We start from the raw sequence: 22,337 nt of genomic DNA, 5'->3' as shown, positions 1-22,337 counted from the left end.
TGTAGAAATTTAAAATTGCTAGTTTGTATAACTGATACATCAAATTTAGTACCAGTTTGATAAGGCAAATGTACAGAAGATTAGGGAATAACAAGTATTATTTCCCAGTTAAAATTACGTTAAAGTGATGTTTTATTGCTAAAGTGAATACTGATAAAGGTTTAGACGGATTAATTTTGTATTAACGTTGCTATAGCAATTAATCATTTTTAACAAATACGGTGCTGGTACCCTCGCTGTTTGTGAGTATCTTGTGCGCCTTACTATTGAAGTAGCATGGTACCATTGAAGAAAGTATTTCCCATTATTGTGGTGTTAATTACCCTGTCATTATTGGGAATCATCTGGATACAGGTGAATTGGATATATAACGCATCTATTGTGCGCCGGGAGCAGATGGAACAGAAAGCTGTGGGCGTAATGAACAATGTGCGCGAACAGATGCTTGCACGTAAAGCACCCCCTATGCGCTTTAAAGTGGATGGGGCGAATATCAGGCCTGCTGATAAAGGCCTGGCTATTGATAAGTACGAAATTACCACTACCATAGACCTGAATGTGCACGTCAGTGACCGCTTTACAGTCGATGAAGTGCAGAAGCTGATATCTACCGGACTTCGCAATGAGCACCTGGATACGACCTTTGAATTTGCTATTCTTGGTAAAGGTCACTTCGGTAACAGTAACGGTGTAAAAATGCAGTCTACCGGCTTTACACAAATGGTGGAGCGCGCCGGAAGAGATAGCATGGATTACCTGTTCCAGTACATTCCCCTGCTGAATAGTTTTGAATATGCCACCGGTGAAACAGAAACACTGTTAGTTGTACAACCAAAGAATGACCTGCTACTGTTGTTATCTCTTGGCAGAATGATGGCTGGTGGTCTTTTGTTCACCGCGGTGATCATTACAGCGTTTATCCTCACTATCCGCACCATGCTGAACCAGAAGAAGATCTCTGAGATCAAATCTGACTTCATCAATAACATGACACATGAGCTGAAGACGCCACTGGCAACTATCTCGCTCGCTATCGATGCCATCGGCAATGAAAAGGTCATGGACAATAAAGAGAAGATCCGCTACTTCTCCGGTATCATCAAGGAAGAGAATAAGCGTATGAATAAGCAGGTAGAAAGCATTCTGCAATCTGCCTTGCTGGAGAAAAATGAGATTGCGTTGAAATTGCAGGTGATGGATGTACATGAAGTGATCTCTCATACAGTGGAGAACCTGCAACTGCAGTTGGCTTCCAAACAGGGACAGGTAGAGCTTCGCCTCGATGCTATCAATCCTATCATCAAAGCGGATGATGTACATTTCTCCAACGTTATATTCAACCTGCTCGATAACGCTATCAAGTATTCCAAAGAACACCTGGAAGTGGTGATCTCCACTTATAACACACGTAAAAGTCTCGTTATTACCATTGCTGATAATGGTATTGGTATGAGTCGTGATACGATTTCCCGTATCTTTGAAAAGTTCTATCGTGCACATACAGGTAATGTGCATAATGTAAAAGGATTCGGATTGGGATTAAGTTATGTGAAAGCTATCGTAGATGCCCATAAAGGTAAGATCAAAGTAGAGAGTGCAATAGGCAAGGGTAGCAAGTTTACAATGGAATTTCCACAGGATTAAAATAACTGATGTAGCTATGGCATTACTTGAAAAAGAATTAGCGCATTTCAAGCATCCTATTGCTGTTCCCGGTATGGGAGTAGCAGTGCAGGAAAAGTTGAAGGAAACACGTATACTGGTAGTTGGGGCTGGCGGACTGGGATCATCAGTGATTCAGTATTTAAGTGCCAGTGGTGTTGGTGTGATCGGTATTGCTGATTACGGGGTGATCAATGATGAAGACATGCACAGGCAGCCACTTTATCAGATGCAGGATATACGTAAACATAAAGCGAAGATGGCTGCCAGTCGCCTGTGGGCAAGCAATCCTTTTACCAAGCATTATCCGTTACTGTTACAGGTAAAACCAGACAATATAAAACAACTATTGCAGGGTATGGACCTTGTGATTGATTGTTCCCAGCATGTAGCCACACATCTTGTGATCAATGATGCATGTATATCGGAAGGTAAACCTTTTGTGATCGGTGAGGTGCATAACTGGGTATCCTGGTGGGCAGGTTTTAATATCGCACCTGTCAGCGGAGATGCGGCAGCATCCTATCGTTGCGCGCTGGAGCTGATAGATGATCATCGTAATTTCGATGCCGGCGCTATCGGTGTAACGCACGGCGCTACCGGTATGATGATGGTGAATGAAGTGCTGAAATTCATTGCCGGTGTGCCAGATGGTCTGGCAAACAAGTTCTATAGTATGAACTTCCTGCATAATACCTATGAAGTAAGTACACTTGCGCCCAATGCCACTATACTGGCGGATACAAGGGCTAAAGGTGTGCTGACTGCGGAGGACTATGATCTGGAAATCGTTCCTGATATTGAAGATTAAACATCGTTCATGTTCCGTAAATTAAAGCTACGTCCTATACTTTCATGGATACTGGCCATCTATCTGCTGGTTGGTGTAGTATTGTATTTCCTGCAGAAGAAAATAATCTTCCATCCCGAACCACTGACGGCAGATTATGCGTTTAAATACGATATACCCTTCGAGGAAATGCGTATCCGTATCAATGATAAAGAAACCTTGAGTGCCGTATTGTTTAAAGCGCCTGCACCCAAAGGCATAGTGATCTATTTTCATGGTAATGCGCGGAACATCTCCAAATATGCCAGCAAGGCACAGCAATGCATCAATCGTGGTTACAGCGTGTTGATGATGGATTATCCGACCTATGGTAAATCTACTGGTCCTTTAACGGAAGAAACTATCTACGCCAATGCATTACAAATGTATAAAGTGGCCAGGACGTTCTTTCCGCCTGATAGTATCATCATCTTTGGAAGATCCCTGGGTACCGGTGTGGCAGCTCAACTGGCAACTGTGAGAGATTGTAAACGGCTGGTGCTGGAAGCGCCTTACTATAATATAGTTGATCTGGCATCTCGGATGGCGCCCATCTATCCATACCAGTATATGCTGGACTACAAGTTCCCTACAGATGAATATCTGCCGAAAGTAACAGCGCCGGTTGTGATCATGCACGGAACGGACGATCACACTATTCCATTGGCATCTGCTAAAAAACTGGAAAAGCTGTTGAAACCGGGAGACCGGTTCATATCTATTCCGGGCGCTGATCATCGTAACCTGGAGAACTATCCGGAATACCGGAAAGCTTTAGATCTCGCGTTGCAGTAATCTACCCTGTCTGGCAGTAACGTGCAGTTCGTGCGTTAACCCTATTTTCAGGGCATAGTTTTCATTTGTATGTCCCACAGGGAAACCGAAACAAACGGGATAATCGTAATCCTGCACAATATTCCTGATAATTTCATATTCGGTCTGGCCAAAAGGTGTTTCCGTCTCTTTACTATCTGTAAAAGATCCTACTACCAGTCCGGCCAGGTCTTCCAGCCATCCTGCTCTTTTCAGGTTGTACATCATCCGGTCAATGTTATAACGGTACTCGCTGATATCTTCCAGGAAAAGGATCTTTCCTTTGGTATTGGGTTGCGAATCTGTACCTGATAAGTTGGCTAATAAAGAGAGGTTCCCGCCGATCAGCTGACCCGTAGCCTTGCCAGTGCGGTTCAGGTCATGAGGTGCGGAGGTATAGCGGTAGGGGGTACCCTTCAGTGCCAGGCGGAGGCTGTCCACATACTCATTTTCTGCAGTATCCGGCCTGATGCCGCTGCACATCATAGAGTGGATGGTGGGTATACCATATTGGTGATGAATATGCGTATGGAGTACGGTAATGTCGCTATAACCGCATATCCATTTCGGATGCTTACGGAACTTCTTGAAATCCAGGTCGTCCAGTATGCACACCAGGCCATAACCACCACGGCCAAAGATAATGGCCTTAATATCCGGATCGTCCAGCATGTCCTGCAGCTCTTCCAGCCGCAGCTCATCCGGAGCGGAAAAATTATGGAAACTGGTGCCTACCGTAATGCCCAGATGTACCTGGTAACCCCAGGAACTGATCACTCCAGCGGCATATTCTGCTGCCTGCTGGTCCATTTTGCTACTACTACAGGTGATGCCTATAAGATCACCTTTTTTGAGGTACGGCGGAATTCTCATTGTTCTATGCTTTAATTACCTTTGCAGACTATTTGGGGGCGAATATCCCAACCCTGACAGGGCTAAATTGATAAATACTTTTCGCTCTTCCAAAACCAAAAACAGAATTTCGATTATTTAAGCATTCTTTAAGCGAACATGGGAAAATTTAACAGATATCTAATAACAGCGGCATTGCCTTATGCTAATGGACCGGTCCACATCGGCCACCTGGCAGGCTGTTATATTCCCGCCGACATTTACGTGCGCTACCTGCGTGCTAAAAAGGCGGATGTAAAGTTCGTAGGAGGAACAGACGAACATGGAGTGCCTATCACCATCAAAGCGATGAAGGAAGGGGTAACTCCTCAGGATATTGTGGATAAATATCATAAGATCATCTATGACAGCTTTACAGACATGGGTATCTCTTTCGATATTTTCTCCCGTACCACGAAACAGGTACATCATGAAACCTCAGCCGCTTTCTTCAAAACCATGTACGATAAAGGACTGTTTGAAGAGAAAGTAACGGAGCAGTATTTTGATGAAACTGCCGGTGTGTTCCTGGCTGACCGCTATATTACCGGTACCTGCCCTAAATGTGGCAATCCGAATGCATATGGCGACCAGTGTGAGAAATGCGGATCTTCCCTCAGCCCGGATGAGCTGATCAACCCGCGTTCCACCCTCAGTAATGCCGTACCTGTCAAAAAACAGACGAAGCACTGGTATATGCCTTTACAGAACTATGAACCATTCCTGAAAGAGTGGATCCTGGAAGGGCATAAAGAGTGGAAAAATAACGTGTACGGTCAGTGTAAAAGCTGGCTGGATAGCGGTCTGCAAAGTCGTGCGATGACCCGCGACAGCAACTGGGGTATCAAGGTACCGCTGCCTGATGCGGAAGGAAAAGTATTGTACGTATGGTTCGATGCGCCTATCGGGTACATTTCTGCTACTAAGGAACTGACCGAAAACTGGGCGGATTACTGGTGTAAAGAAGATACCAAGCTGGTACACTTTATCGGTAAAGATAATATCGTGTTCCACTGTATCATCTTCCCGGCGATGCTCAAGGCACATGGTAACTTCATATTGCCAGACAACGTACCGGCCAATGAGTTCCTGAACATTGAAGGAGATAAGGTGTCTACTTCCCGCAACTGGGCGGTTTGGGTACACGATTACGTAAAGGATTTCCCTGATCAGCAGGATGTACTGCGTTATGTATTAACCAGCACCGCTCCTGAAACCAAGGATAACGACTTTACCTGGAAGGATTTCCAGCAGCGTAACAATAGTGAGCTGGCAGATATCTTCAGTGGTTTTGTGCACCGTACCATGGTATTGATGCATAAACTGTGTGGTGGGAAAGTGCCTCCTTTCCATCCTGAAATAAAGGATGAAAAAGATGATGCAGTACTGCCTAACCTATTGGCTTCAAAGCAGAAAATAGAAGATTCTATTGAGAATTTCCGCCTCCGTGAAGCGCTGGCTGAAGTGATTGATATAGCTCGTAAGGGTAATAAATATCTGCAGGACAAAGAACCGTGGATATTGGCTAAAGAGATGGAAAAGAATCCGGAACTGGCCGAAAAAAATCAGAAGCTGATCGATAACTGTTTGCATCTTTGTTTGCAGTTGACAGCTAATCTGGCCATCCTGGCAAATCCATTCCTGCCGTTTACGGCTAAGAAAATCTGTCACATGCTGAAAGTGGTAGATCGCATGCTCGATTGGGAAAATGCGGGCAGCCTGAATCTGGTGAGAGTAGGTTATTCTCTGCGTCCAGCAGAAAAGCTGTTTGTCCAGATTGAAGACGCCAAAATACAGGAGCAGATCGATAAACTGCATGCTGGTCTGGTAAAACCTGCAACGCCGGCTGAAACCGCAGCGCCTGAGCCGAAAGAAGTGAAGGAAGAAATCCAGTTTGAAGATTTCGCTAAACTGGATCTGCGTGTAGGTACCATTCTGGAAGCAGAAAAAGTACCGAAGGCGGATAAACTACTGAAACTGCTGGTGGATATTGGTACTGAGAAACGTACTGTTGTATCAGGTATTGCAGCGCATTTTGCACCGGAAGAAGTAGTAGGCAAACAGGTGACACTGGTAGCTAACCTGGCGCCGAGGAAGATGCGTGGTATTGAAAGCCAGGGAATGATCCTGATGGCGGAGAATGCTGCAGGAAAGCTGGTGTTCGTGAATCCGGATGCAGCTGTAGATGCAGGTAGTGAAGTGAGATAGTTAGTTTTTAGAGATATGGGAAGGCCCTTCAGCACGTGCTGAAGGGCCTTTTATTTAGGCATTAGGTTATACTGTTAGACTCTGACTCTTTTAATTTGGCATTTACCGCAGCTGGTAATTTGTTCGATATCATTCTGACTATCAACGGTGCTGAAGCTCCGGTATGAAAATACACGATGCGGTTGTAGGTATGCTGGTTATCAAAGTAAATATATCCAACAATTGTATCCATGAGAATGGATGCAACTGTAAGTATATAGAACTCAATTGACTTATAGGTTGGCTTTTTAGGATAGTCTATCTTTGAGGTTTCTACAATCTCAAGTAATTGAACCGCAATAGCCCCCAACATACAACAATAGATTGGAGATTGTTAAAAGGTCATATGGTTTAAAGAATGGTTTAAAAAGCAGCTCTGTTTGCGCAAGCAGCCAGGAATTTTTCCCAAAAGGGAGCTCTCTTATTATACACCTTACGGCTTGTGTACAGTAGTTCTCCATTTTTTCTCCTGGAATTAGATTCTGCAAAATCTTTCGAAGTAAAAATGATTTCCAATACATCGTCAAACCTGATGCCTGTGGCAGCAGATATTTCACGTATAGTTTTCCAATAATCGTTAGCAGAATCTTCAAAGAATTTTAGAATTATTCGTTTTTCATTTTCCAATAACGTATTCATAAAATATGTTTTAGGTGAAATTATTAGTAATTGATTTACTAATAAAAATTACAGCCTAAATGAACATACTGAACAACGTCTAATTGTATTCAAAAAATGAACAAGCATCATTCTTCATTTCATCACCTGCAACAAAAGTATTTTCGTGCTTGTTATTCCAGATAATAATGCCTCACCCTGTTAAAATCCTCATCCAGCTCATATACCCAGGGCATACCAGTAGGAATATCCAGTTGTGTTACTTCCTCATCTGTCAGATGATCGACATATTGTATCAATGCACGCAAACTATTACCATGTGCGGCGATGATCACCTTCTGATGTTTTTTTACTGCACTCATGATAGTTTCTGACCAGTAAGGAAGCACTCTGTCCATCGTCTCACTGAGATTTTCGGTTATCGGCAATTCTCTTTCTGTCAGTTCTTTATACCTTGGGTCATTCCCCGGATACCGGGGATCAGATCTGTCTACTGCCGGTGGATGCTCATGCGGATCCCTGCGCCATTTATGTACCTGTGCTTCTCCATACTGAGCTGCTATTTCTGCTTTGTTTAATCCCTGTAAAGCACCATAAAAGCGTTCGTTCAGTCGCCAGGATTTATGCACGGGTATCCACAACAAATCCATCTCTTCCAGTACAAGATCGAGCGTTTTAATGGCTCGTGTTAACACAGAAGTAAATGCGATATCAAATGAATAGCCATTCTCTTTTAGTATCCGACCTGCATGCCTGGCCTGTGCTATGCCTTCTTCTGAAAGGCCGACATCTGTCCAGCCTGTAAAACGGTTCTCCAGGTTCCATTCGCTTTGTCCGTGACGGAGTAATACCAGTTTAAGCATCGTTGTGTCTTTTGTGTATTATAAGATAGTGCCTTTTTCATTTCCCCACTCAAATCCGATCTTTTTTCCTCCCTTATTATTTCCCGATTGCGTAAACCTTTTGTACAACAACAAGGTATTTTTGCCTCATTCTATCAACAACAAACACGCCGGTTCATCCATTTGACCGATTATTCAATACCGTAAACATGAATTTCTTCTCCAGGAAACCATCCGTGAAAAAGAAGCGCAGTCTCTTTTACCGCATATCCGCCTGGCTACACCTATGGCTGGGACTGATCACGGGTATCGTGATGCTAATCGTATGCGTCACTGCCTGTATATGGGTATTTCATGATGAGATCACCAGGTTAACGGAACCGGAAACAGTAATTGCCCGCCAGGATAAACCGGTGATTACGCCATCACAGGTGAAGGAAATAGCCGCAGCGAAATATCCGGGTAAAAAACCAGGATATGTTACCTATCAGCAGGGAACAGCTATTTACCTGAGCCTGGGTGAAGGGAGAAAAGGAAATACCGTGATGCGGCTGAACCCTTACACCGGTGAAGTGATCAGTATAAAAGAAAACAAACCCGGAGAGACTGATTTCTTCCGTTTCATTCTGAATGGTCATCGTTTCCTGTGGATGCCTGCTGAAATAGGTCGTCCTGTTGTAAACTACAGCACCCTCACTTTTGTGTTCATCCTTATTACCGGAATGGTATTGTGGTGGCCGCAGAAATGGACGAAAGCTAACCGCGACCAAAGCTTTAAGATCAAATGGAAAGCCTCTTTCAAAAGAGTGAATTATGACCTGCACAATGTACTGGGCTTTTATTCATTGCTGATAGTGCTGGCCATGGCGCTGACAGGAATGGTATATGGCATCAAATGGTATAGCAAGGGATTGTATTGGGTCACCTCCGGCGGACAAACCCTGCCTGATTTCAAGCGACCACAGTCCGACTCATTGCAGGCCGGTAAATTGTACACACCGGAACAGGCAATGGATCTTGTATGGGAGAAAGTACTCAGTAAACATCCGGAAGCAGAAGGATTCTTCTACACTTTTGCGGATACCTCAAAACCGAAAGCAGCTATTAATATCACGATATATCCTACTGTCGGCAAGTTTTATAATAACAGGAGTTATGCCTTCGATCAGCATACCGCACAACAACTGAAAGGAGATAAAGTATTCGAAATCAGTTTCCAGGAAGCTGGCTTTGGAGGCAAACTGCGTAAAATGAACTATGACATTCACGTAGGTTCAATATTAGGCCTGCCAGGCAAGATCCTGGCTTTCTTTGGCGCCCTGATCGGTGCAAGTTTGCCTGTCACCGGTTTCCTGGTGTGGCTGGGACGTAAAAAGAAAGGGAAAAAGGGCGTTGGTAAAAAGCAACAGACAGCGAAGGCATTTCAGGCAGTTTAAGTAAGTACAACCATAATATGTTTCACAGGCCGTTCCGCTACCGGAGACGGCCTGTTCGTTTTTTTCTTCCTTTTGCCACAAGTCTCCCAAAAAATCATATATTCATTTATCGATATTAACGTAAAGACTCAATTAACATAAAGACTCACTACAATGCCTCAGCGCTTGTAGCTTACAAAACGCGTTCTATGAAAAGACACATCAATAAGGTGGCCGTTTTAGGTTCAGGAGTAATGGGTTCACGTATAGCAGCTCATTTTGCAGGAGTCGGAGTTCAGGTGTTGTTACTGGATATTGCCCCTAAAGAGTTAACTGATGCAGAAAAAGCTAAAGGACTGTCGCTGGACAGTAAAGCGGTAAAAAACCGCATCGTAAACGACGCATTGCAGTCTGCACTGAAGGCAAACCCATCTCCCGTGTATACCAAGGATGTGGTAAAGCTGATCCGTACAGGCAACTTTACTGATGATATGAAGGAAATTGCCAACTACGACTGGATCATTGAAGTAGTAGTGGAGAACCTGGATATCAAAAGGTCGATATTCACCGAGGTGGAAAAATACCGCAAGGCCGGTACACTGATCACTTCCAATACTTCAGGTATTCCTATTCATCTGATGGCAGAAGGCCGTAGTGATGACTTTAAGAAACATTTCTGTGGTACGCACTTCTTTAACCCACCCCGTTATCTGCGCTTACTGGAAATCATTCCTACACCATATACTGACCCTGAGATCATAGATTTCCTGATGAACTACGGAGATCTCTATCTGGGTAAAACAACAGTGCTCTGTAAGGATACACCGGCATTTATTGCCAACAGGGTAGGAGTGTATTCCATCATGGCCATCTTCCATATCATGCAGGAAATGAAGCTGAATATCGATGAGATAGATACGCTGACAGGACCGGTGATCGGAAGACCCAAATCAGCTACTTTCCGTACAGCCGATGTCGTGGGAATTGACACGCTGGTAAAAGTGGCAAAAGGAGTGGCAGATAATTGTCCGCAGGACGAAGCCAAAGATATATTTGTGATTCCTCCATTCCTCCAGAAAGTGGTGGAGAATAAATGGCTGGGCGATAAAACAGGCCAGGGTTTCTATAAAAAGACAAAAGGAGAGGGCGGTAAAGAAATACTGACGCTGAACCTGGAAACCATGGAATACGGCCCGCGACAGAAATCCAAATTTGCCAGCCTGGAAGCGGCCAAACAGGTAGAAGACCTGAAGCAGCGCCTGGTGGCATTATATAATGCTACTGATAAAGCAGGAGAATTCTATCAGCAGTTCCATGCACATCTGTTCTCCTACATCTCTCATCGCATTCCGGAAATAGCAGACGACATCTACAAGGTGGACGATGCTATGAAGGCAGGTTTTGGTTGGGAAATAGGCGCCTTCGAATCGTGGGATCTCGTCGGTGTTGAAAAAGGTATTAAGGCGATAGAGGCCAAAGGCCTGACCGTGGCGCCATGGGTGAAAGAAATGCTGGAGAAGGGCGTTAAAAGCTTCTACAAAGTTGAGAACGGGAAGAAGTACTACTATGACGTTAAGACACATGTGTATAAACTGCTGCCTGGCGCAGATACCTTTGTCATCCTGGAAAATCTTTCCGGCAATGTTGTCTGGAAGAACAGCGCCTGCAACCTGTATGACATAGGCGATGGTGTAGTGGCGCTCGACTGGAAAACAAAGATGAATACTATCGGCGGCGAGGTACTGGAAGGTGTGAATAAAGCCATTGACAGGGCAGAAAAAGATTTCCGCGGATTGATCCTTGCCAATGAAGGCGCCAACTTCTCTGCAGGCGCCAATGTGGGAATGATCTTCATGTTTGCAGCAGAGCAGGAGTATGATGAACTGGACATGGCAGTACGTATGTTCCAGAAGACCACTATGCGTCTTCGTTATTCTTCCATTCCGGTAATAGTAGCCCCCCATGCACTGACGCTGGGAGGCGGATGTGAGATGTGTCTGCATGCAGATAAAGTACAGGCTGCGGCAGAATCTTATATCGGGCTGGTGGAACTGGGCGTGGGCCTGATACCCGGTGGTGGCGGTACCAAGGAAATGGCATTACGGGCCGCCGACGAATTCAAAGAAGGCCGCATTGAAGAGGAGCCACTGAAAGACAGGTTCATGACCATCGCCATGGCGAAAGTAAGTACCTCTGCTCATGAGGCATTCGACCTGGGCATCCTGCGGAAAGGACATGATGAGATCACTATGAACCAGAGTCGCCTGATTGCTGATGCTAAACGCAGTATACTACAGATGGCAGACGAGGGATATACCCGTCCCGTGGAAAGGAAAGACATAAAAGTACTGGGACGCACCGCCCTTGGAATGATGCTCACAGGCATCCACAGCATGCGGTTCTCCAACTATATTTCCGATCATGATGCAAAGATTGCCGGCAAGCTGGCCTATGTGATGAGCGGAGGCGATCTGTCAGAAGCATCTCTGGTAAGCGAACAATACCTGCTGGACCTGGAAAGGGAAGCCTTCCTCAGCCTGGCAGGAGAACGTAAAACACTGGAAAGGCTGCAGAGTGTGATCAAAACAGGGAAACCAATTAGAAACTAATCCGTCTTAATGTCAACTATTCTCTCCCTACAGAACATTTCAAAAAAATACGGTGCTGTACAGGCATTGTCAGGGGTATCATTTGATATTCCCACCAATTGTGTATTCGGTATCCTGGGCCCGAACGGGAGTGGGAAAACTACCCTGCTGGGTATTGTTACCGATGTGCTGAAAGCAGATACCGGTTCCTTTACCCTGATGGATGAATCGCCTTCTGCCCTGCAGCGGCGGAAGATCGGTACCCTGCTGGAGACGCCCAACTTTTACCATTATCTCTCCGGCTACCGGAACCTGCAGATAGTGGCCAATATCAAACAACAAAGCGAAGCGGATATTCCCCGGGTCCTGGAACTGGCCGGATTGACGGCCCGACAGCATTCGGCCTTTAAGACCTATTCCCTGGGTATGAAGCAGCGTTTGGCCATAGCGGCAGCCCTGCTGGGAGACCCGCAGGTGCTGATACTGGATGAACCGGCCAATGGACTGGACCCAGTAGGGATTGCTGAGGTCAGGAACCTGATCCGCCAGCTGGCACAGTCAGGTAAGACCATTATCATGGCCAGCCACCTGCTGGATGAAGTGGAAAAGGTGTGCACGCATGTGGCCATCCTGCGAAAAGGGCAATTGCTGGGCTCCGGACCGGTAAATGCAGTCGTGGCAAGGGATAACTTTATCGAGATAGGCAGCGCCGATAGCCGTGCGCTGGCGCAGTTGATACAGCAGCACCCCGCTTTCGTACAGCTGTTACCTGCAGGAGACGGTCTGCTGCAGGTGACCTTCAAAGACTCAGTAGATCCGGCGGCGCTCAATAACTGGTGCGCTCAGCAGGGCATCTGGCTCAGTCATCTGCAAATCAGCAGGAAGAGCCTGGAAACTGCATTCCTGGAATTAACCAATAACTAATCCTCCCGTACCGTATATATGCTGCAAATCATCAAAATAGAATGGCTGAAGGTAAAGAACTACCGTACTTTCTGGGTGTTCATCGTTCTGAGCCTGCTGTCGGTGCTGGCGCCAAACTTCATCGTTCATGACATCTTTGTCAGAAGAATTCCCAAGGATGCCCAGAAACTGCTGGGAGCATCCGTATACGATTTTCCAATGGTCTGGCAGACAGTAGCCAGCATAGGCTCATATACCTCCGGTATTTTCGGCCTGTTGCTGATCACACTGGTGACAAATGAATTTACCTATAGAACCCACCGCCAGAACATCATTGACGGCTGGGAACGAAGAGATTTTGTACTCTCAAAGCTGTTCTGGGTAGTCAGCCTGGCCCTGGTGGCATTCCTGACCTCCCTGGTAACGGTACTTATCTTCGGTGGTATTTACGGAAATACCCCTTTTAGCTTTGAAAACAGCCAATACCTGTTCTATTACCTGTTGCAGATAATTGTGATGCTATTGCTGGCCCTGTTGCTGGCAATGCTGGTGAAACGTACCGGACTGGCCATCATACTGTTCGTAGGTTATATGATGTTCCTCGAACAGCTGCTGGTTTTTATTGTAAAACGCTATTTCGGCAATATTGGTGGCTTGTTTCCTCTGCAGGCAGGAGACGAGTTACTGCCATTTCCCGTACTGGAAAAGGTAGAGAAATTAGCAGATGCTAATTATAAGGGACCTTATGAGAACGAGGTGTACCTTGCGGTACTGGTTATCTATATTGTACTGATAGTATGGCTGGTATTCAGGAAGATGCTGCGCTCAGACCTGTAAATATGGCATGTTAATTATATGTTATTTGTAAAAGATAGGGGCGCAGCGTCGTAATGTTTCTCCTATCTTTTACGTTATTAGTTTGTTACGCATTATTACATGACCGTGCGTTATGGACTATCGGTTAAGAATATTAAATTTGTTTCGAAAAGTAAACAGCAACGTTTGTGAAGGGAAAAGAGGAAAAGATCATACTTGTTACGAATGATGATGGCGTAACGGCCCCTGGTATCAGGGCCCTGATTGAAGCAGTAAGCCCGCTGGGCAAAGTAGTAGTGGTAGCGCCGGACAGTCCGCAATCGGGTAAAGGGCATGCAATCACCATTGGAGTGCCCCTGCGGCTGGACCCTGTAGATATTTTTGAAGGCATTGAGGCCTGGCAATGTTCCGGTACGCCGGTGGATTGTGTGAAGCTGGCCCGCGACAAGATCCTGCATCGGCTGCCGGATATCTGTGTAAGTGGGATTAACCATGGCGCCAATCATTCCATCAATGTGATCTATTCCGGTACAATGTCTGCTGCCATGGAAGCTGCGATAGAAGGAGTACCATCAGTTGGGTTCTCATACCTGGACTACAGTTTCGGTGCTGATTTCTCCTTATGTAAGGAGGTGGCCCACACGGTGGCGAAAAAGATGCTGGAATCTGAATTGCCGGAAGGTACACTGTTCAATGTGAATATACCGGTAGTAAAAAAAGAAGATTACAAAGGAATCAAGATATGCCGTCAGGCAGATGCAAAATGGGTGGAAGCGTTTGATGAGCGCCGCGATCCACGTGGTAAGAAATACTACTGGCTTACGGGTGAATTCACTAACCGCGACAATGGAGAGGATACAGACGTGTATGCATTGGCCAACAACTACGCTTCGCTTGTACCGGTACAATTTGACCTGACGAACTATAAGCTGAAGAAGAAGATAGAGAACGACTGGAATCTCTGATGTGTATAAACGCACATTCTCAAAACCTACTATGTTAAAACGAGATAATCTCCCACTAGGCATTGTACTGGGTATATTTACGCCAGTGATCGCCTTTTTCCTGTACTATTTGCTGGTATTTATGCCCAGGGATAAATCCCTGAGTGAATTCATTACCCTTATCATGGGCAATCGTCAGATGCTGCCTAAACTGATCAGCATCTGTTTGCTGCTGAACGGACTGGTGTTCTATTTTTATACCAGCAGCCGCAAAGACGTTACTGCAAAGGGAATTTTCCTGGTAACCATGCTCTATGCCATCACTATCATCTTACTGAAGATATTACATGGATAAGCCAATTGAGGATCAGGAATAATACACGGTCTGCTCAATTACCGGTGTTGAATTCCTGATTCCTAAGCTATATTTGTCCTATGAAGTATTACATCATCGCCGGTGAAGCTTCCGGTGATCTCCATGGCAGCAATCTGATCAAACAATTGAAACAACTGGACACTGCAGCGGATATCCGTTGCTGGGGTGGCGATATGATGCAACAGGCGGGAGGAACGCTGGTAAAGCATTATAAGGACCTTGCCTTCATGGGTTTCATTGAAGTGGTGATGAACATTCGTACGGTACTGAGGAATATGGATTTCTGTAAGCAGGACATTCAACAGTATCAGCCGGATGTATTGGTACTGATTGACTATGCAGGTTTTAACCTGCGTATAGCGGAATGGGCCAAACCACTGGGATATAAGGTCGTATTTTATATCTCTCCGCAAGTGTGGGCCTGGAAAGAGAACCGTGTAAAGAAGATCAGACAGAGCGTTGACAAGATGCTTTGTATCCTGCCTTTTGAAAAAGACTTTTATAATAAGTGGGAGTATGAAGTAGAATATGTAGGTCATCCACTTATCCAGGTAATAAAAGAGGCGAAAGAGACGCCTGTTGATAAGCCATTGTCAGATAAACCCATTATTGCCATCCTGCCGGGAAGCCGTAAGCAGGAAGTGAGTGTCAAATTGCCGATCATGCTCACGATGGCCAGACATTTCCCCGATCATCAGTTCATTGTAGCCCAGGCGCCAAGCCTTGATGATGATTTTATAGCAGGACTGACAGGAGCGCATCCTAATGTTTCCACAGTCAAAGGACAAACATATAACCTCTTACGTCAGGCAGAAGCTGCGCTGGTTACATCGGGCACCGCCACACTGGAAACTGCCTTGTTTGGCGTACCTGAGGTAGTTTGTTATAAAGGCAGCGCCATCTCTTATTTCTTCGCCAAAAGACTGATCAAGGTAAAATATATCGCGCTGGTCAACTTAGTGATGGACAAACCTGTTGTAAAGGAATTGATCCAGCATGATCTCAATGAAGAAAATCTGCTGAAGGAACTGACTTTATTACTCAAAGATACCACAGTGCGTAACCGTATAAAGGCCGACTATGCAGCGCTGTGGGCAAAGCTGGGAGAAAAGGACGCCAGTCGCCGGACAGCAGAAGTGATCTATGCAGAAGCCACTAAACAGGTGTAATAAAAAACAAAAGATGGTTATAGCCGCTTAATGATGACGGCTAAATAGTTTTACCAGCATTATGATCAATGCGATCAGGAATACGATAATAGAGATCCGGTTCATACCGTGCATCATATATACATAGCGGGATTTAGGCGCAGAGGGATCTTTTTTACCTATGTAGAGGTAGCGTAGTATTTGTTGCCAGATGCTTTTCATAATAATACAAAGATAGTTTTTATACACCTGATTCCACCAGGGGCCTGACTCATGAAGAGAAGGTTGTATGGTGCATTTGCTGACAGCACAGCAGGCCGGAAGGTAATATTCTATAGGAAAGAGGTAAAGGACAATGAGTTATTGAACAGGAATGTATATTACTTTGCCAGGATCAGCATTATGAAAAATTTTGCCGGAAAACGGCGTATGGTTGTTACTGCAACCGGATGAAATAGCAGGAAGTTTCAAAGTTCTCAGATACATTTAAAAATTAATCATGCGAAAACTATTTCTATTATTTAGTAGCGCACTATTGGCCTTTTCCACAGCCAGTGCGCAGGACCACGGTCTGGAACAGCCCTATATCCCGGAAACCGATCAGGCTGTGTTGAAAAAGCTCGATGAATGGCAGGATTGGAAATTTGGTATGCTGATCCATTGGGGCGCTTATTCCCAGTGGGGTATTGTAGAGTCCTGGAGTATCTGCCCGGAAGATGAAGGATGGACGCAGCGCAAGCCTTATGGTATTCCATATTATGAGTACGTGAAGAAATATGAGGACCTGGCCACTACTTTCAACCCTACCAAATTTGATCCTTCCAAATGGGCGAAAGCGGCTAAAGGCGCCGGTATGGAATATGTTGTTTTCACAACTAAACACCATGATGGTTTCTGTATGTGGGATACCAAACAGACCGATTATGGCATAGCTGGTTCAAAAAGCCCTTTCCGTAATGATCCGAGAAAGAATGTGGCGAAAGAAGTATTTACTGCTTTCCAGAAGGAAGGACTCCATACGGGGGCTTATTTCTCCAAGCCTGACTGGCATAGTGAATTTTACTGGTGGCCTTATTTCCCTCCGAAAGACAGGCACGTGAACTATGATGTAACAAGATATCCTGACCGCTGGAAGAACTTTAAGGATTATACCTATAAACAGATCGAGGAGCTGATGACCACTATGGGTAAGATCGAAATCCTCTGGCTGGATGGTGGATGGGTTCGTGCCCGCAAACAGGGTGTTAAGGCAGAAAATGACATCACTGCTGCAGAAATCGACACCAGGCCAACAAAGCAGAATGAGGATATCGATATGGCTGGAATCGCTAAAATGGCCCGCAGCCATCAGCCTGGCCTGATCGTAGTAGACCGTTCCGTACATGGACCGTTTGAAAATTACCGCACGCCGGAACAGCAGATCCCTGAAAAACCATTGTCCTATCCATGGGAAACCTGTATGACAATGGCTAATTCCTGGTCATATGTACCGGATGATAAATATAAACCAGTGAATAAGATCATCCACAACCTGGTAGACATTGTGGCGAAAGGCGGTAACTACCTGCTGAATGTAGGCCCTGGCCCGGATGGCCAGCTGCATGACGAGGCTTATACCACCATGACGGCCATCGGAGAATGGATGAAGATCAATGGTGACGCCATCTATGGCACCCGCTCAATAGCTCCGTATAAAGACGGAAAGGTATGTTTTACCCGCAAAAAGAATGGTAACGTATATGCCATTTATATGCTAGATGAAGGGGAGAAATTGCCTGCACAGATAGCCTTTGAAGGCCTGAAACCGGCAAAAGGAGCAAAGGTGACTGTACTGGGAGCAAAGGAAAAGATCTCCTGGAAGGCTACCGCTACAGGTACCCAGATCACTATTCCTGCCGCTGTACAGCAGAAAGGATGGCAACATGCAGTGGCTATACAACTCTCTGCCGTAGAGCAATAAAGAGCGATCAACACATGAAATGATAACAGTCTGCATAAGCTGTGAACAAAAAAAATGGCTGCCTTTGAACAGGCAGCCGTTTTTTTTTGTTGTCTAACTGAATGTGTGAAAATTAATCTATGAATAACCCAATCCGTTCAATTTCAAGTTGATCCTTAGCATGGCAAATCAAGAAAAATTTTCTTCAATAACTAATCATTAACTAAAATGAGAAGTTTATTCAGCAATATTGTAGCAGAGTCATGAAAGACAACAACATTGTCTGTTAACATCAATTGAACCGGGTATAAAACTTAACGCATGGTAGGTAACGTACAAATTCTCCTTGCAGAAGATGATTATCAATACGGCAATATCATTAAGAAGCAGCTGGAAGCCGTAGGATACCAGGTTGTGCACTGTTTTGACGGTGAAGTGGCCTGGAAAAAGTTTCAAAGAGACGATTTCGATCTTTGTATACTTGATGTGATGATGCCTAAGAAAGACGGCTTTACCCTGGCGCAGGATATCCGTAAAAAGAACGGTATGATACCGATTCTCTTTGTTTCTGCAAAGTCGGCCGATGAAGATCGGCTCCACGGGTTCCGCATAGGCGGAGACGATTTTCTGGTGAAGCCATTCAGCATGCGCGAGCTGATCTTGCGGATCAGGGTCTTCCTCCGAAGAACGCTGCCGAAGGATGTACCGGGAGACGGCATCTACAAGTTAGGTGACGATGTAAGGTTTAACTATGAAGAGAAGGAGCTGAGAAAGACAGGGGGGGAGGCCTTCGCTACGCTTACCAAAAAAGAGGCTAAGGTATTACGGTATCTTGTCGAGAACAGCAATAAACTGGTAAAACGGGATGAGATCCTGCTGAAAGTCTGGGGAAACAGTAGTTTCTTTTCCAGCAGAAGCATGGATGTATTTATCACCCGCTTACGCAAGCACTTTAAAATGCAGCCGGGAATAGCCCTGGAAACCTTACATAATGTAGGTATCCGGCTAAACATCCTGGAAAGCAGCAAAGATAAAAAAGACGAGTCCACGTCAACAGATACAGATAATCAGGGTGACGACTAGCAAATATCCAAACCCCATAACCACCAAAACAATGACTTACGGCAGAAATGACCAGCCACGCTACCGGCAACAGGGCAATGGCAGTCGTACGGAGAGTGATGAGCGCAATCATCGCGCGCAAAGACACAATGGGAACCAGTTCCGCAATTCCCGCCCCAAAAACGGATCGCGCTTTCCCCCTCGTATAAAACCACCAAAGGAAGAAAGCAAGATCTATTTTATAGCCCTGCTTCCCAATGCTGAAATCGGCAAGGAAATCATCCGGCTGAAACAGGAGTTTGCAGAAAAATACGATGCCCGGCGGGCGTTGAGAGTATTGCCGCATATTACTATACAGGTGCCTTTTACGGCCAGTCCCTCACTGGAAAAGGGGCTGATCCCGGGATTAACGGAATTTGCAGCTTCCATGCAGCCGTTTGAAATAAAGCTGAACGGTTTCGGCGGCTTTTCTTTCACTAAAAGAAAGGTATTATATATCAATGTGGAAAAGAATGCAGGGATGGTATACCTGCACCAGCAGATGATGGAATTTCTCCGGAGGGAATTCGGATTCAGCCATATGCTGGCCCGCCATGGGTTTAATCCACATATTTCACTGGCATTCAGAGACCTGTCCGATCTCGAGTTTGAGCTGGCCATGGAAGAATACCGGCATCGTCCTTTCGATGCCTCCTTCCTGGTCCGTAACCTCTACCTGCTCCGCCACAACGGTACGTCCTGGGAGGTGTTGCATAAATGCAGGCTGGGAGGGGTGTAACTAGCACGTTTCTGCCACGCTTCCTATGCAATAAAATCGTAACTTTATAGCAGATGGAAACAGTGGCAGTAAAACAATATAACCTCGACGAGGAACAGGAAAAGAAAGAGATCGTTCGTCATTACCGCGCTTTACTGAGGTCGCTTAAACCCCGTTTGAAGAAAGGAGACCGCGAATTGGTACGTACTGCCTTCGAAATGGCGGCAGACGCACACAAGGAAATGCGCCGGAAGTCCGGTGAGCCTTATATCTTACATCCTCTCGCTGTAGCGCAGATCTGCGTTGACGAGATCGGCTTGGGCGTACGCTCCGCCATATGCGCCTTGCTTCACGATACCGTGGAAGATACCGAAGTTACCCTGGAAGATGTGGACAGAGCCTTTGGGACCGAAATATGCCACATCGTGGACGGGCTAACCAAGATCTCCACCGTGATCGACTCCAACACGAGCACCGCCCAGGCGGAGAACTTCAAAAAGATCCTGCTCACACTGGCAGACGACCCCAGGGTGATACTCATAAAGCTGGCAGACAGGCTGCATAATATGCGTACCCTGGATAGTATGAGCCGCGAAAAACAGCTCAAAATAGCCTCGGAAACCGTATTTATTTATTCCCCGCTGGCCCACCGCCTCGGTCTGTACAATATCAAGTCCGAAATGGAGGACTTGTCTATGAAGTACACTGAGCAGCAGACCTACCGGGATATCGCCAAACGTTTGAAAGAAACCAAACGTGAGCGTACCCGTTATATCAATGAATTCATAAAGCCTATCAAGGAGGTGTTGCAGGAGGAAGGCTTCATGTTCGAGATCTACGGACGGCCGAAATCCATACACTCCATCTGGAATAAGATCAAGAAGAAAGGCGTCACATTTGAAGAAGTATACGACCTCTTCGCGATCCGTATCATCCTGGACTCTCCCCTGGAGAAGGAAAAGTCAGACTGCTGGAAGGTTTACTCTATCATAACGGACTTTTATCACCCCAGCCCGGAAAGGACCCGCGACTGGCTCAGTAATCCGAAATCTAACGGATATGAGGCATTGCATGTGACCGTAATGGGCCCACAGGGTAAATGGGTGGAAGTGCAGATCCGTACCAAGAGGATGAACGACTACGCAGAGAAAGGTCTGGCCGCCCACTGGCGTTATAAGGAGGGCAGTAACCAGAGCGTCAGTACAGAGGCTAAATTTGATCAGTGGTTCACCCAGATCAGGGAAATCCTCAACAATCCGGATTCCAATACACTGGATTTCCTGGCAGACTTTAAAAGTAACCTCTTCACTGAAGAGATCTATGTATATACTCCGAAAGGCGATCTGAAAATATTGCCTGTAAATTCTACCGCCCTCGATTTTGCATATGCTATTCACAGTGCGGTAGGAAACAAGTGTATCGGCGCCAAAGTGAACTATAAGCTGGTACCTATCAGCCATAAGCTGCGCAGCGGCGATCAGGTGGAGATCATTACCTCCAATAAGCAGAAGCCATCTGAAGACTGGCTTAACTACGTGTTAACAGCCAAGGCCAAATCCAAGATCAAGGATGCCCTGAAGGAGGAGAAAAGGAAAGTGGCCATGGACGGGAAGGATGTGCTGGAACGTAAGCTGGACCATCTGAAGATCTCCAATAGTCAGCATAATATCAATGAGCTGGTACAGTTCTATAAGCAGCCATCGCCGCTGGACCTGTATTACCAGATCGCTGTCAAGAATATCGACCTGAAGGAGCTGAAGCAGTTCAACGTACTGGGTGATAAGCTGGAGGCGCCTAAACCGCCGGCAGTAAAACAACCGGAACATATCTCGGAAGATCATCTGAAACACCAGATCCCTTCCAAGAAAGACGCGGAACTGATCATCTTCGGGGAAAGCTCAGACAAAATAGCCTATAAACTGGCCAACTGCTGCCGCCCCATCCCGGGAGATGACGTATTCGGCTTCATTACCGCCAGTGAAGGCCTGAAGATCCACCGGACCAACTGTCCCAATGCTGCTCAGTTACTGGCTAACTACGGCCACCGGGTGGTGAAGACCAAGTGGGTGAAGAACAGGGAGATCTCCTTCCTGACAGGGCTGCGGATCGTTGGTATGGATGATGTAGGGGTTATCCACAAGATCACCAACGTAATCTCCGGTGAGCTGCGGGTGAACATTGCCGGTCTGACCATTGAATCCAGCGAAGGGCTGTTTGAAGGGCTGATCAAGGTGTTCGTACACGATAAGGAGGAGCTGGATGAACTGTTTGAAAGGCTGAAGAAACTGGATGGTATTCAATCAGTAAGCCGTCTGGAGGACGAATAAGGCTATCAGAAATTAAGATTAGTTAATAATAAGACGGGCTGCAGGGCGTTTATCCTGTAGCCCGTCTTTTTTTGCGGACAAACCTATTGGTACGCGAATCTTAATTCCTAATTCGGATTCGTGCTATTTTTCCTTAATTTTGCCACTTCGTTTTTAAAAA

The 22,337-nt window shown here is 45.8% G+C and carries 20 protein-coding genes; 16 read left to right on the top strand and 4 right to left on the bottom strand.

What is annotated here, in order from left to right:
- Positions 1 to 276 precede the first annotated feature (276 nt).
- Genes BLR32_RS00920 through BLR32_RS00910 form a run of 3 tightly spaced genes read left to right on the top strand, consistent with a single transcriptional unit; the run spans position 277 to position 3,286 of the window.
- Positions 277 to 1,644, top strand: a complete 1,368-nt coding sequence (locus BLR32_RS00920; RefSeq protein WP_089828364.1) for a sensor histidine kinase — start codon at positions 277 to 279, stop codon at positions 1,642 to 1,644.
- A 16-nt stretch (positions 1,645 to 1,660) separates the two neighbouring features.
- Complete coding sequence (locus BLR32_RS00915) at positions 1,661 to 2,473, top strand: HesA/MoeB/ThiF family protein (protein ID WP_089828363.1); 813 nt, start codon at positions 1,661 to 1,663, stop codon at positions 2,471 to 2,473.
- A gap of 9 nt (positions 2,474 to 2,482) precedes the next feature.
- Positions 2,483 to 3,286, top strand: a complete 804-nt coding sequence (locus BLR32_RS00910; protein WP_089828362.1) for an alpha/beta hydrolase — start codon at positions 2,483 to 2,485, stop codon at positions 3,284 to 3,286.
- Here BLR32_RS00910 and BLR32_RS00905 read toward each other — a convergent pair.
- A complete protein-coding gene (locus BLR32_RS00905) occupies positions 3,266 to 4,177 on the bottom strand; it encodes a S66 peptidase family protein (protein WP_089828361.1) in 912 nt (303 codons plus the stop codon). The genes BLR32_RS00910 and BLR32_RS00905 overlap by 21 nt on opposite strands.
- Before the next feature lie 138 nt (positions 4,178 to 4,315).
- On the opposite strand from BLR32_RS00905, the gene metG reads away from it, so the two are divergent.
- Positions 4,316 to 6,403 (top strand): methionine--tRNA ligase, encoded by a 2,088-nt coding sequence (metG, locus tag BLR32_RS00900; RefSeq protein WP_089828360.1) that lies wholly within the window; start codon positions 4,316 to 4,318, stop codon positions 6,401 to 6,403.
- Positions 6,404 to 6,805: 402 nt separating this feature from the next.
- On the opposite strand, the gene BLR32_RS00890 is transcribed toward metG, so the two are convergent.
- Together BLR32_RS00890 and gpmA are read right to left on the bottom strand one after the other, a co-directional pair.
- Positions 6,806 to 7,081, bottom strand: a complete 276-nt coding sequence (locus BLR32_RS00890; protein ID WP_089828358.1) for a hypothetical protein — start codon at positions 7,079 to 7,081, stop codon at positions 6,806 to 6,808.
- A 152-nt stretch (positions 7,082 to 7,233) separates the two neighbouring features.
- Complete coding sequence (gene gpmA, locus BLR32_RS00885) at positions 7,234 to 7,923, bottom strand: 2,3-diphosphoglycerate-dependent phosphoglycerate mutase (protein ID WP_089828357.1); 690 nt, start codon at positions 7,921 to 7,923, stop codon at positions 7,234 to 7,236.
- A 188-nt stretch (positions 7,924 to 8,111) separates the two neighbouring features.
- Here gpmA and BLR32_RS00880 point away from each other — a divergent pair, with 188 nt between their 5' ends.
- The 7 genes from BLR32_RS00880 (at position 8,112) to lpxB (ending at position 16,113) form a co-directional block, all read left to right on the top strand.
- On the top strand, positions 8,112 to 9,338 hold the full coding sequence (locus BLR32_RS00880; protein WP_089828356.1) for a PepSY-associated TM helix domain-containing protein: 1,227 nt from the start codon (positions 8,112 to 8,114) through the stop codon (positions 9,336 to 9,338).
- A 188-nt stretch (positions 9,339 to 9,526) separates the two neighbouring features.
- On the top strand, positions 9,527 to 11,926 hold the full coding sequence (locus BLR32_RS00875) for a 3-hydroxyacyl-CoA dehydrogenase/enoyl-CoA hydratase family protein (RefSeq protein WP_089828355.1): 2,400 nt from the start codon (positions 9,527 to 9,529) through the stop codon (positions 11,924 to 11,926).
- A gap of 9 nt (positions 11,927 to 11,935) precedes the next feature.
- The gene (locus BLR32_RS00870) at positions 11,936 to 12,829 is read left to right on the top strand and encodes an ABC transporter ATP-binding protein (protein ID WP_089828354.1); all 894 of its coding nucleotides are present in this window, start codon (positions 11,936 to 11,938) and stop codon (positions 12,827 to 12,829) included.
- A gap of 18 nt (positions 12,830 to 12,847) precedes the next feature.
- Entirely contained in the window at positions 12,848 to 13,645 is a 798-nt protein-coding gene (locus BLR32_RS00865) for an ABC transporter permease (protein ID WP_089828353.1), read from the top strand.
- Positions 13,646 to 13,812: 167 nt separating this feature from the next.
- Positions 13,813 to 14,589: a 5'/3'-nucleotidase SurE gene (surE, locus tag BLR32_RS00860; protein WP_089828352.1), complete on the top strand. Its 777-nt coding sequence runs from the start codon at positions 13,813 to 13,815 to the stop codon at positions 14,587 to 14,589.
- A 31-nt stretch (positions 14,590 to 14,620) separates the two neighbouring features.
- The gene (locus BLR32_RS00855; protein WP_143011313.1) at positions 14,621 to 14,923 is read left to right on the top strand and encodes a hypothetical protein; all 303 of its coding nucleotides are present in this window, start codon (positions 14,621 to 14,623) and stop codon (positions 14,921 to 14,923) included.
- 80 nt (positions 14,924 to 15,003) lie between these two features.
- Positions 15,004 to 16,113, top strand: a complete 1,110-nt coding sequence (lpxB, locus tag BLR32_RS00850; protein WP_089828350.1) for a lipid-A-disaccharide synthase — start codon at positions 15,004 to 15,006, stop codon at positions 16,111 to 16,113.
- 27 nt (positions 16,114 to 16,140) lie between these two features.
- On the opposite strand, the gene BLR32_RS33900 is transcribed toward lpxB, so the two are convergent.
- Entirely contained in the window at positions 16,141 to 16,314 is a 174-nt protein-coding gene (locus BLR32_RS33900) for a DUF6728 family protein (RefSeq protein WP_176842115.1), read from the bottom strand.
- Positions 16,315 to 16,365: 51 nt separating this feature from the next.
- On the opposite strand from BLR32_RS33900, the gene BLR32_RS00845 reads away from it, so the two are divergent.
- From BLR32_RS00845 to BLR32_RS00825, 5 genes are all read left to right on the top strand, one after another.
- Positions 16,366 to 16,545 carry a hypothetical protein gene (locus BLR32_RS00845; protein ID WP_089828349.1) on the top strand — a complete coding sequence of 60 codons (180 nt, stop codon included), beginning with the start codon at positions 16,366 to 16,368 and terminating at the stop codon, positions 16,543 to 16,545.
- Positions 16,546 to 16,591: 46 nt separating this feature from the next.
- Positions 16,592 to 18,052, top strand: a complete 1,461-nt coding sequence (locus BLR32_RS00840; RefSeq protein WP_089828348.1) for an alpha-L-fucosidase — start codon at positions 16,592 to 16,594, stop codon at positions 18,050 to 18,052.
- Between the two features lie 300 nt (positions 18,053 to 18,352).
- Complete coding sequence (locus BLR32_RS00835; protein WP_089828347.1) at positions 18,353 to 19,114, top strand: response regulator transcription factor; 762 nt, start codon at positions 18,353 to 18,355, stop codon at positions 19,112 to 19,114.
- Positions 19,115 to 19,145: 31 nt separating this feature from the next.
- Complete coding sequence (locus tag BLR32_RS00830; protein ID WP_089828346.1) at positions 19,146 to 19,871, top strand: 2'-5' RNA ligase family protein; 726 nt, start codon at positions 19,146 to 19,148, stop codon at positions 19,869 to 19,871.
- A gap of 53 nt (positions 19,872 to 19,924) precedes the next feature.
- On the top strand, positions 19,925 to 22,177 hold the full coding sequence (locus tag BLR32_RS00825; RefSeq protein ID WP_089828345.1) for a RelA/SpoT family protein: 2,253 nt from the start codon (positions 19,925 to 19,927) through the stop codon (positions 22,175 to 22,177).
- Positions 22,178 to 22,337: the final 160 nt, after the last annotated feature.

The organism is Chitinophaga filiformis (assembly GCF_900102545.1).
Lineage (GTDB): Bacteria > Bacteroidota > Bacteroidia > Chitinophagales > Chitinophagaceae > Chitinophaga > Chitinophaga filiformis.
This window is presented reverse-complemented; position numbering and strand designations above follow the sequence as displayed.

Coding starts and splice junctions, on each gene's coding strand:
- BLR32_RS00920 (WP_089828364.1), top strand. CDS start 277: ATGGTACCATTGAAGAAAGTATTTCCCATTATTGTGGTGTTAATTACC.
- BLR32_RS00915 (WP_089828363.1), top strand. CDS start 1,661: ATGGCATTACTTGAAAAAGAATTAGCGCATTTCAAGCATCCTATTGCT.
- BLR32_RS00910 (WP_089828362.1), top strand. CDS start 2,483: ATGTTCCGTAAATTAAAGCTACGTCCTATACTTTCATGGATACTGGCC.
- BLR32_RS00905 (WP_089828361.1), bottom strand. CDS start 4,177: ATGAGAATTCCGCCGTACCTCAAAAAAGGTGATCTTATAGGCATCACC.
- metG (WP_089828360.1), top strand. CDS start 4,316: ATGGGAAAATTTAACAGATATCTAATAACAGCGGCATTGCCTTATGCT.
- BLR32_RS00890 (WP_089828358.1), bottom strand. CDS start 7,081: ATGAATACGTTATTGGAAAATGAAAAACGAATAATTCTAAAATTCTTT.
- gpmA (WP_089828357.1), bottom strand. CDS start 7,923: ATGCTTAAACTGGTATTACTCCGTCACGGACAAAGCGAATGGAACCTG.
- BLR32_RS00880 (WP_089828356.1), top strand. CDS start 8,112: ATGAATTTCTTCTCCAGGAAACCATCCGTGAAAAAGAAGCGCAGTCTC.
- BLR32_RS00875 (WP_089828355.1), top strand. CDS start 9,527: ATGAAAAGACACATCAATAAGGTGGCCGTTTTAGGTTCAGGAGTAATG.
- BLR32_RS00870 (WP_089828354.1), top strand. CDS start 11,936: ATGTCAACTATTCTCTCCCTACAGAACATTTCAAAAAAATACGGTGCT.
- BLR32_RS00865 (WP_089828353.1), top strand. CDS start 12,848: ATGCTGCAAATCATCAAAATAGAATGGCTGAAGGTAAAGAACTACCGT.
- BLR32_RS00855 (WP_143011313.1), top strand. CDS start 14,621: ATGTTAAAACGAGATAATCTCCCACTAGGCATTGTACTGGGTATATTT.
- lpxB (WP_089828350.1), top strand. CDS start 15,004: ATGAAGTATTACATCATCGCCGGTGAAGCTTCCGGTGATCTCCATGGC.
- BLR32_RS33900 (WP_176842115.1), bottom strand. CDS start 16,314: ATGAAAAGCATCTGGCAACAAATACTACGCTACCTCTACATAGGTAAA.
- BLR32_RS00845 (WP_089828349.1), top strand. CDS start 16,366: ATGAAGAGAAGGTTGTATGGTGCATTTGCTGACAGCACAGCAGGCCGG.
- BLR32_RS00840 (WP_089828348.1), top strand. CDS start 16,592: ATGCGAAAACTATTTCTATTATTTAGTAGCGCACTATTGGCCTTTTCC.
- BLR32_RS00835 (WP_089828347.1), top strand. CDS start 18,353: ATGGTAGGTAACGTACAAATTCTCCTTGCAGAAGATGATTATCAATAC.
- BLR32_RS00830 (WP_089828346.1), top strand. CDS start 19,146: ATGACTTACGGCAGAAATGACCAGCCACGCTACCGGCAACAGGGCAAT.
- BLR32_RS00825 (WP_089828345.1), top strand. CDS start 19,925: ATGGAAACAGTGGCAGTAAAACAATATAACCTCGACGAGGAACAGGAA.